This is a genomic window from Streptomyces sp. CC53 (assembly GCF_001865245.1).
In the GTDB taxonomy this organism is placed as follows: domain Bacteria; phylum Actinomycetota; class Actinomycetes; order Streptomycetales; family Streptomycetaceae; genus Streptomyces.
Window position 1 is genome coordinate 1 of record NZ_MKXB01000240.1, and the last position, 8069, is coordinate 8069.

Sequence of the window (8069 nt, forward strand, 5' to 3'; positions counted from 1 at the left end):
CTCCGGCGCGCCCGGCCTGCGGCACGAGGCAAGGGTTCGGGTGCCCGCGGTCCGGCCCCCGACGGGACGGCTCACGCCAGCCCTGCGCCCGGTCGGCCAGGCGTACACCCGGAACCCGTATGCCCGCCCCGGGCCGTACGCACGCCGGGGCCGCCAAGAACCCGGCCCCCTCGGCTCGGGCTACGCCGCCGGGGACGGTGCCGGGCCGGAGGGTGGGCGGCGCAGGACGTACGCCGCCAGGCTGCCCGCCAGGAACAGCGCCACCACCGACACGCCGGCGCTGATCCACGTCGCGCCCAGCCACTGGCCGCCGAAGTAGCCGAGCCCCACGCTGTAGGACGCCCAGGCGACGCCCGCGAGGACCGACCACGGCACGAACTCGCGGGCCCTGCGGCGCGCCGCGCCGGCTCCCAGCGACACCACGGAGCGGCCTGCCGGGGCGAACCGCGCGATGACCACCAGCACCCCGCCGCCCCGCCCCAGCGCCGTGCCGAGACGTTCCTGCGCCGTGGTCAGGCGCCGCGACCGGGCGATGGCGCGGTCCAGGCGGGCTCCTCCGCGCCAGGCCAGCCGGTAGGCGACCAGGTCGCCCGCCACCGACGCGGAGGCGGCGCAGAGCGCGAGGACCAGCAGGGAGACCTCGGCGGGTGTGGCCGCGGCGGTCGCGGCGGTCGCCGCGGTCGCGGCCGTGATGACCAGGACGCCGCTGGGCAGCACCGGCAGGAACACGTCCAGCAGGACGGAGACGATGACGGCGGCGTACACCCAGGGGCTCGCGGCCAGCCACCCCACGCTCTCCAGCACTCTTGACTCCCGCTCACCCCGGCTGCACCCCTGAGAACGCCGAACAGCGTACGCCTCGTGGCACCCTCGTGAAGCAGGCAGGGCGCGAGGTGGTTGCCTTCCGCCCCGTCGCCGTGTCGAAGTCCCCTCCCGCGGTGCTGCCCGAGGGCGCGTCCAGCGGCCCTCGCGGCAGGGCGTGTGCGCCGCGCTCCGTACGGCGTGACCCGTCCGCGGGTCGCGGGAGGAAGCGTCGGGCTGCCGGGGGCGGGCGACCGGCGGTGCCCGGCTGCGGCGGGGCACCGCGGGGGCGGCGGGTCAGACGGTGGCCGCCGCCTCGCCGCGCGAGCCCTGCGGCGTGCGGGAGCCGAAGACCGCCTCCAGGGCCAGGGCGCCCGGCCCGGTGAACACCAGCAGCAGCATGGCCCAGCTGAACAGGGCCGCGGCCTCACCGCCGTTCTGCACGGGGAACAGGCCATGCGCCTGGTGCACGTCGAAGTAGGCGTACGCCATCGCACCGGAGGCGACGAACGCGGCGCTGCGGGTGCCGAACCCCACCAGGACCAGCGCGCCGCCGACCAGTTCGATCACCCCCGCGTACCAGAACGGCCAGGTCCCGGAAGGGACCGAGGCCCCGGCGCCGTCGACACCGCCGAGCGCGCCGAGGAGCTTCTGCGCTCCGTGGGACACGAACAGCAGGCCGACGACGATCCGGAAGACGCCCAGCGCGTAGGGCTGGAACTGCGTGAGACGGGTGCGGACAGCGGACATGGGAAGCTCCTTCGGCTGGGGACGGCACCGATGACGCCTCCACGTTAGGCAAGCCTCACTAATACTTGCAAGTTCAACATTCGGTGGTGTCGACGACCGGGCGGCCCGTCGCCTCCCCGACCGGCCCACGCGGTGGGCCCACCGCGCCCGCGGCCGTTCCCCGCCGGGCGACCGCGGCCGCGTCCGCTGCCGGGCCGGTCAGGGCGCTCTCGTGCACGCGGACCAGCGCGCCGCCGCTCCGCGCCTGTTCGAGGTGCAGTCGCGCCTCCCTGTCGTGCAGGGTCAGCGTCATCAGCTGGTTGCCGAACCACGGCCCGCCGGTGCGGCGCCACGCCACCGCGGAGGGCCCCACGCGCCCGTGCCGTGCCAGCGCCCGCCCGAGAGCCCGGCCGGCGCGGCTCCAGCCGAACCGGAAGCCCCACCTCAACACCTGCGGAATGCGCTGGTGCATGGGCGAGCAGGTCAGCTGCACCACCCGCGCGGCGGTCGCTCCCGGAAGCCGCTCGGGCTCCGCCACGTACGCGTGGTGGACGTCACCCGACAGCACGGCCACCGTCGCCGGGGCGTCCGCGCCCGCCGCCGCCTCCGCCAGCAGCCCGGTCAGCCAGTCGAACGACGCGGGGAACGCCGCCCAGTGCTCCAGGTCGGACGCCTGGCGCAGGGTCTCCCCGTGCCGGGCCCAGCGCGTCCCGCGCGCTCCCCCGCACAGCGCGGCGCTCCACCGTTCGGCGTCGTGCACCAGCGGCGGCAGGAGCCACGGCAGCGAACTGCCGACCAGCAGGTGGTCGCAGTCCGTCCGGTCGTGCAGGAGCTGCTCCTCCAGCCATCGCATGTCCTGGGCGCCGAGCACCGCCCGCTTCTCCTCGTCCAGCACCCGGCCCGCCCGACCGTCCACCATCACCAGCCGGGTCCGGCCGAAGTCCCGCCGGTAACTCCACCGGGCCCGCGCCGGATCGGCGTCGGCCTCGGCGGCGAACCCGCGCAGCGCCTCCGTGCCGTCGGGAGCCGCGCGCACCGCCGCGTACAGCGGGTCGGCGGCCAGTTCCGCGGGGGAGAGGTTCCCCAGGTGCTGGTAGACCCAGTACGACATCAGCCCGCTCAGCAGGCGCTCCCGCCACCACGGGGTGGCCCGCATGCCGTCGAGCCAGGCGGCGCTGGTGTTCCAGTCGTCGATCACGTCGTGGTCGTCGAACATGGTCAGGGACGGCACGGTGGACAGCAGCCAGCGCACCTCGGGGTCGCCCCACGACTCGTCGTAGAGCCGGCTGTACTCCTCGTAGTCCGCCACCTGGGCGCCGGGGGGCTCGTCGAGGTCGCGCCGGGCGGCCAGCCAGCGCCGGGTCGCCTTGGACGGCTTGTCGGCGTACACCTGGTCGCCCAGCAGGAGCAGCGCGTCGGGCCGTGGCGCCCCGGGGTCGGCGGCCAGTCGGGCGGCGAGCGCCCCGAGTGCGTCGGGCCCCGCGGGCGTGCGGCCCTCGGCGCCCGTCGCGGCCCAGCGGCAGGAGCCGAACGTCAGCCGCGGGCCCGGGGTACCGGGGCCGGGAGTGGTGATCGTGCTGGGTGGGAACGGGGAGCCGGCCGGCGGCCACGCCCGGCGGCCGTCCAGGAGGACGTCGTACGGGGTGGTCGTGCCGGGCGTCAGGCCGGTGACCGGGACGAGCGCGTAGTGGTGCCCGGCGACCTGGAACGTCCCGGCCCGCCCGCCGGCCCCGTCCGCGCAGCGCACCTCGGCGGTGCAGGGCCGGCCGGTCTCCACCCACACCGTCGCACGGGTGCCGTGTGGCCACTCGACGTATCTCAGCAGCGGCCCGAGCCGCAGTTCGGCACCCACGTGTGTCGTCCCTCCGTCGTCCGCCCGTACCGTACGGGACCCGTACGGTACGGACCGTCGCGGGGGAGGGCCGGTTCCCCCGACGGAAACCGGCCGTCCCGCGTCGTGTTGACGGAGTATCAGCAGCCGTTCAGCACCGACTGGAGGGCGTTCTTCTCGGCGGGGTCCACGGACAGGTCCCAGTGGTACTTCACGTGCACCCACATGCGGGCGTAGGTGCAGTGGTAAGCGGTGCGGGGCGGCATCCAGTCGGCCGGGTCCTTGTCGCCCTTGGCCTGGTTGACGTTGTCGGTGACGGCGATCAGCTGCGGGCGGGTGAGGTCGTTGGCGAACGAGCGGCGCTGCGTGGTCGTCCAGGAGGAGGCCCCGGAGCGCCACGCCTCGGCGAGCGGGACGATGTGGTCGATGTCGACGTCGGAGGCGGCGTACCAGGTGGCGCCGTCGTAGGGCGAGTACCAACTGCCGCCGACGGAACGGCAGTAGCTGTCGAGGACGACGCCGGATCCGTCGCGGTCGAGCACGACTTCGCGGGTGTTGCACTGGCCGTACTGGGTGATCCAGTGCGGGAACAGGTCGCGGCTGTATCCGGAGGTGGAGCCCTCCGTCCGGACGGTGAGCTGGCTCAGGTATGACCGGGCCGTGGAGGCGCTGACCGGGCTCGGCGGGGCGGCCTGCGCCTGCGGTGCGGTGGCGAGCAGTCCGGCGGCGGCGAGGGCGGCGGTGGAGGCGAGCACCGCGATGCGGCGCAGTGCGTGACGCGTGTGACGCGCGTAGACACGGGACATGCGTGACTCCCTGTGGGCGTGGGGGTGGTGGCCGCGCCGCCCCGGCGGGCGGGCCCGGCCATCGTGGTGGTGCGAGGTGGCGCGGGGATGGGCGCCAGGCAACAGGGTGGCGACATGGACACGTCAGATCAAGGTGTGTGTCGTGTGCCTGCCACAAACGGGGTGGGGAGGTGGATGCGCCCCCCGCCGTCGGCACGCGTCTCCCGCCTCGGCACGCGTCTCCCGCCGTCGGCTGCCGCTTCCGGCCGCGCCGGTTGACGGCACGAGGTCTCGAAGCTGCGGGCGGTGCGCTCGGCCGCCGCCGCTTCCGCCTCCGGTCGGCCGGTCCGATCCTGCGTCCGGCCGTCTGTGCGCGCGGACACCGCCTGGGCGGCCGGATCGGCGCCCTCCCGCGCCCGCACGCCTAGGGTGGGACCGTGCTGCTGCCGGTCGACCCCGCCTTCGGTGCCGTCCTCGCCGTCCTGCTGGCCGTCGCCGCCGCCGTCTGCGCGTTCGCCCGGCTGCGGCCGCCGCGCGAGGTCGTCCTCGCCGGACTGCGCGCCGCCCTCCAGCTCGCCGCCGTGTCGCTGGCCATCGGCTGGGTCGTCGGGGCCGTGCCGCTGCTGCTGCTCTTCCTGCTGCTCATGTACGGCGTGGCCGTCCGCACGGCCGGGCGGCGCATCACCGGCAACCGGACCTGGTGGTGGGCGGCCGCACCTATCGCCGCGGGGGTGGGCCCCGTGGTCGCCGCGCTGCTGCTGACCGGGCTCGTCCCGCCGCGGGGCATCACCCTCGTCCCGGTCGTGGGCATCCTCGTCGGCGGCGCCCTCACCGCCACCGTGCTCGCCGGGCGCCGCGCCCTCGACGAACTCGCCTCCCGGCGCGGCGAGGTGGAGGCGGGCCTCGCCCTGGGGCTGACCGAGCGGGACGCGCGCCTGGAGGTGGCGCGCCGGGCGGCGGCGGACGCGCTGCTGCCGGGCCTGGACCAGACCAGGACCGTGGGGGTCGTCACCCTGCCCGGGGCGTTCGTGGGCATGCTGCTGGGCGGGGCGTCGCCGTGGCAGGCGGGGGCGGTGCAGCTGTTCGTGCTGGTCGGCCTCATGGCGGTGCAGGCGGTGGCGGTGGCCGTGGTGCTGGAGCTGGTGGCACGGGGCAGGCTGCACCGGCAGGAGCCGGGCGGTGCGGCGGCCTGACGGCAACGGGGCGGGGGGCGAGGCGGTCTGCCGGCAGCCGGGTGCGGGCCGCGCGGGGGCGTCGCGTACCCTGGGGGGCGCAGAAGGGGAGTAGCTCTTCGCCGGACCGTCGACATACTGCCGGGCCTCGTGCCCGGCCGGCGCCCGGAGGCCGACCCGTGACGGGTTGCGCCAGCGAGACCTTCGGCACCAGCAGAGTCATGCCTTCATGGCCCTGCCGTGCCGGAGCGACGCCCCTCCCCTGGCGGTGGAACCCCTGGTGCGGCGGAGCCGCCGACCGATTGGGGAACCCCTCCCGTGCTCAGTCTGACGATTACGGCGATCACCTTCGGTGTCGTCCTCCTCGCCGAACTCCCCGACAAGACCGCCCTCGCCGGCCTGATGCTGGGCACCCGCTACCGCGCCTCCTACGTGTTCGCGGGTGTCGCCGCGGCCTTCGCCGTGCACGTCGCGCTCGCCGTCGCCGCCGGCAGCGTGCTCACCCTGCTGCCGCACCGCCTGGTGCAGGCCCTGGTGGGCGTGCTGTTCCTCGCGGGCGCGGCGGTGCTGCTGCTGAAGAAGGACGACGGGGAGGAGGAGCAGCTGAAGGCCCCGGCCGACCAGTCCTTCTGGAAGGTCTCCGGGGCGGGCTTCATGCTGATCCTCGTCGCCGAGTTCGGCGACCTCACCCAGATCATGACCGCGAACCTCGCCGCGCGCTACGACGACCCGCTGTCGGTGGGCCTCGGCGCGGTCCTCGCGCTGTGGGCGGTCGCGGGCATCGGCATCCTCGGCGGGCGGACGCTGATGAAGTACGTGCCGCTGCGGATCATCACCAAGGTGGCGGCGGCACTGATGCTGACGCTGGCCGCGTTCAGCCTGTACGAGGCGCTGGCGGGCTGAGGCGGGCCGCCGTCACGGCGCGGTGCGGAGGCGGATCGTCCCGTCGGGCTCCGCCTCCACCCGTATGCGCGTGAGGTCCGCGACGTGGACGTCCGGCGCGAAGGCCGCGGCGCGCGGGCCGACGCCGACCACCCGCATCCCGGCGGCCCGGCCCGCCGCGATGCCGGCTTCCGAGTCCTCGAAGACCACGCAGTCCTCCGGCGCGAAGCCGAGCTCCGCCGCGCCCTTCAGGAAGCCCTCCGGGTCCGGCTTGCTGGCCCCGACGCACTCGGCGGTCACCCGCACCGCGGGCATCGGCAGGCCCGCCGCGCCCATCCGGGCCGCCGCGAGCGCCGCGTCGGCCGAGGTCACCAGGGCGTGCGGGAGGGAGGTGAGCGCCGCCAGGAACGCCGGGGCGCCGGGGACGGGCACGACGCCGTCCACGTCGGCGGTCTCCTCGGCCAGCAGCTCGCGGTTCTCGGCGTGGTTCTGCTCCGTGGGGCGGTCGGGCAGCAGGACCGCCATCGAGGCGTATCCCTGGCGGCCGTGCACGACCTTCAGCGCCTCGTCCGGGTCCAGCCCGTGCCGCTCCGCCCAGCGGCGCCAGACGCGCTCCACCACGGCGTCCGAGCAGACGAGCGTGCCGTCCATGTCGAGGAGCAGGGCCCTCGCGGTCAGGGTGGCGGGGGCGGGCACGGGGGCGGCTGCCGTCATGGGGGTCTCCAGCGGTCTTCGGGGCGGTGACGTGCGCGAGAAGCGTACGAAGAGGACGCGAAGAAGGGCGCGCGGGCGCGAAGCAGGACGAAGCGGGCCCGCCCGCCGGTCAGGGAGTACGGGCGGGCTCCACTTTGTTTCTTCACTATACAAAGCGGGGAGGGGCAGCGCCAATCGCCTCCGGCGCCCGTCAGTCCCGTCCTGCCGTCTCCCCCTCCAGGGCGGCCCGGGTGGCCGGGCCGTACACCCCACCGGGGTCGCCGGTGACGCCCTCCCGCTGCTGGTACGCGGCGACGGCGCGCTCCACGTCCCGGTCGTACCGGTCGTGCATGGGACCGCCGTACGCCCCGGCCTCCCGCAGCCGGTGCTTCAGTTCCGAGACCTCCCGCCCCCGGTCGCCCAGGTTCAGGGTGGACCCGCCGGCCGTCGGCGTCTGCTTCCCCGGCGCGGCCGGGGTCTCCCGCCCCGGATCGGGGCGCGCGGGCACCGGGTCGCGCGGGGCGGCCGGCGCCGCCACGGGCGGGGCCGTCCGTACGGACGCCGACGCGGCAGCCGGCCCGGACGCGGCCCGCGAGGCGGAGGCGGACGTCGCGGGCGAAGGCGACGCCGACCCGTCGGGGTCGCCGTCCTCGGAGGATGTCTCGGGGGAGGGGGAGGGGGAGGGGGAGCCGTCGACCGGCCACTGGTCCACGCTCAGGCTGGGCACCGGCGCCACCCGGTCCGCGGTGCTGTCGTCCGCGTCGAACGCACCGCTCACGAACGCCGCCGTGCCGATCACCGCGAGGACGGCCGCGACACCCGCGGCGGCGACCGCTCCGCGCCCGCCCGCCGCGGGGCGGCGCACATTGTCGCGCCGCCGCGACCTGCGGGGCCCCGGCGTGACGTCCGGCCCCGCCCCGGCGCCGCCGTCCTGCTGTGCGAGGCGGAGCGCCAGGGTGTGGCCGTCGATGTCGTACGCCTCCGCGCCCGGGCGCCCGTACCAGGGAGGCGAGGGGGCGTGCGTCGCGCCCGGAGGCACGGGCGGCAGCACCCCGGTGGGCGCCTCCGGCGGCATCGGCCCGGCGTCGGCGCCGTACGCGCCCTGCGCCGGAGGGCCCACCGGGGCGTCCTCCCAGCCCCGCTCCACCGGCGCAGCTGCGGTAGCGGGCAGGGGAG

General features: G+C 76.1%; 8 protein-coding genes. 2 read left to right on the forward strand and 6 right to left on the reverse strand.

Annotated elements, in window-relative coordinates; translation table 11 throughout:
* Nucleotides 1-180: 180 nt before the first annotated feature.
* The 4 genes from BJP40_RS33475 to BJP40_RS31160 form a co-directional block, all read right to left on the reverse strand.
* Complete coding sequence (locus tag BJP40_RS33475) at nt 181-804, reverse strand: DedA family protein (RefSeq protein WP_071267404.1); 624 nt, start codon at nt 802-804, stop codon at nt 181-183.
* A gap of 294 nt (nt 805-1098) precedes the next feature.
* The gene (locus tag BJP40_RS31150) at nt 1099-1551 is read right to left on the reverse strand and encodes a DoxX family protein (protein ID WP_071284382.1); all 453 of its coding nucleotides are present in this window, start codon (nt 1549-1551) and stop codon (nt 1099-1101) included.
* A 73-nt stretch (nt 1552-1624) separates the two neighbouring features.
* Nucleotides 1625-3382: an alkaline phosphatase D family protein gene (locus tag BJP40_RS31155; RefSeq protein WP_079171619.1), complete on the reverse strand. Its 1758-nt coding sequence runs from the start codon at nt 3380-3382 to the stop codon at nt 1625-1627.
* A 119-nt stretch (nt 3383-3501) separates the two neighbouring features.
* A complete protein-coding gene (locus tag BJP40_RS31160; RefSeq protein WP_071284385.1) occupies nt 3502-4167 on the reverse strand; it encodes an HNH endonuclease family protein in 666 nt (221 codons plus the stop codon).
* A 416-nt stretch (nt 4168-4583) separates the two neighbouring features.
* On the opposite strand from BJP40_RS31160, the gene BJP40_RS31165 reads away from it, so the two are divergent.
* Complete coding sequence (locus BJP40_RS31165) at nt 4584-5339, forward strand: ABC transporter permease (RefSeq protein WP_071284388.1); 756 nt, start codon at nt 4584-4586, stop codon at nt 5337-5339.
* Nucleotides 5340-5636: 297 nt separating this feature from the next.
* Complete coding sequence (locus BJP40_RS31170; RefSeq protein WP_071284390.1) at nt 5637-6221, forward strand: TMEM165/GDT1 family protein; 585 nt, start codon at nt 5637-5639, stop codon at nt 6219-6221.
* Nucleotides 6222-6233: 12 nt separating this feature from the next.
* On the opposite strand, the gene BJP40_RS31175 is transcribed toward BJP40_RS31170, so the two are convergent.
* Nucleotides 6234-6914, reverse strand: coding sequence for an HAD-IA family hydrolase (locus BJP40_RS31175; protein ID WP_071284391.1), 681 nt, complete (start codon nt 6912-6914; stop codon nt 6234-6236).
* 190 nt (nt 6915-7104) lie between these two features.
* Nucleotides 7105-8069 (reverse strand): peptidoglycan-binding protein (locus BJP40_RS31180; protein WP_218153246.1); only part of this gene is annotated, 965 nt, incomplete at its 5' end.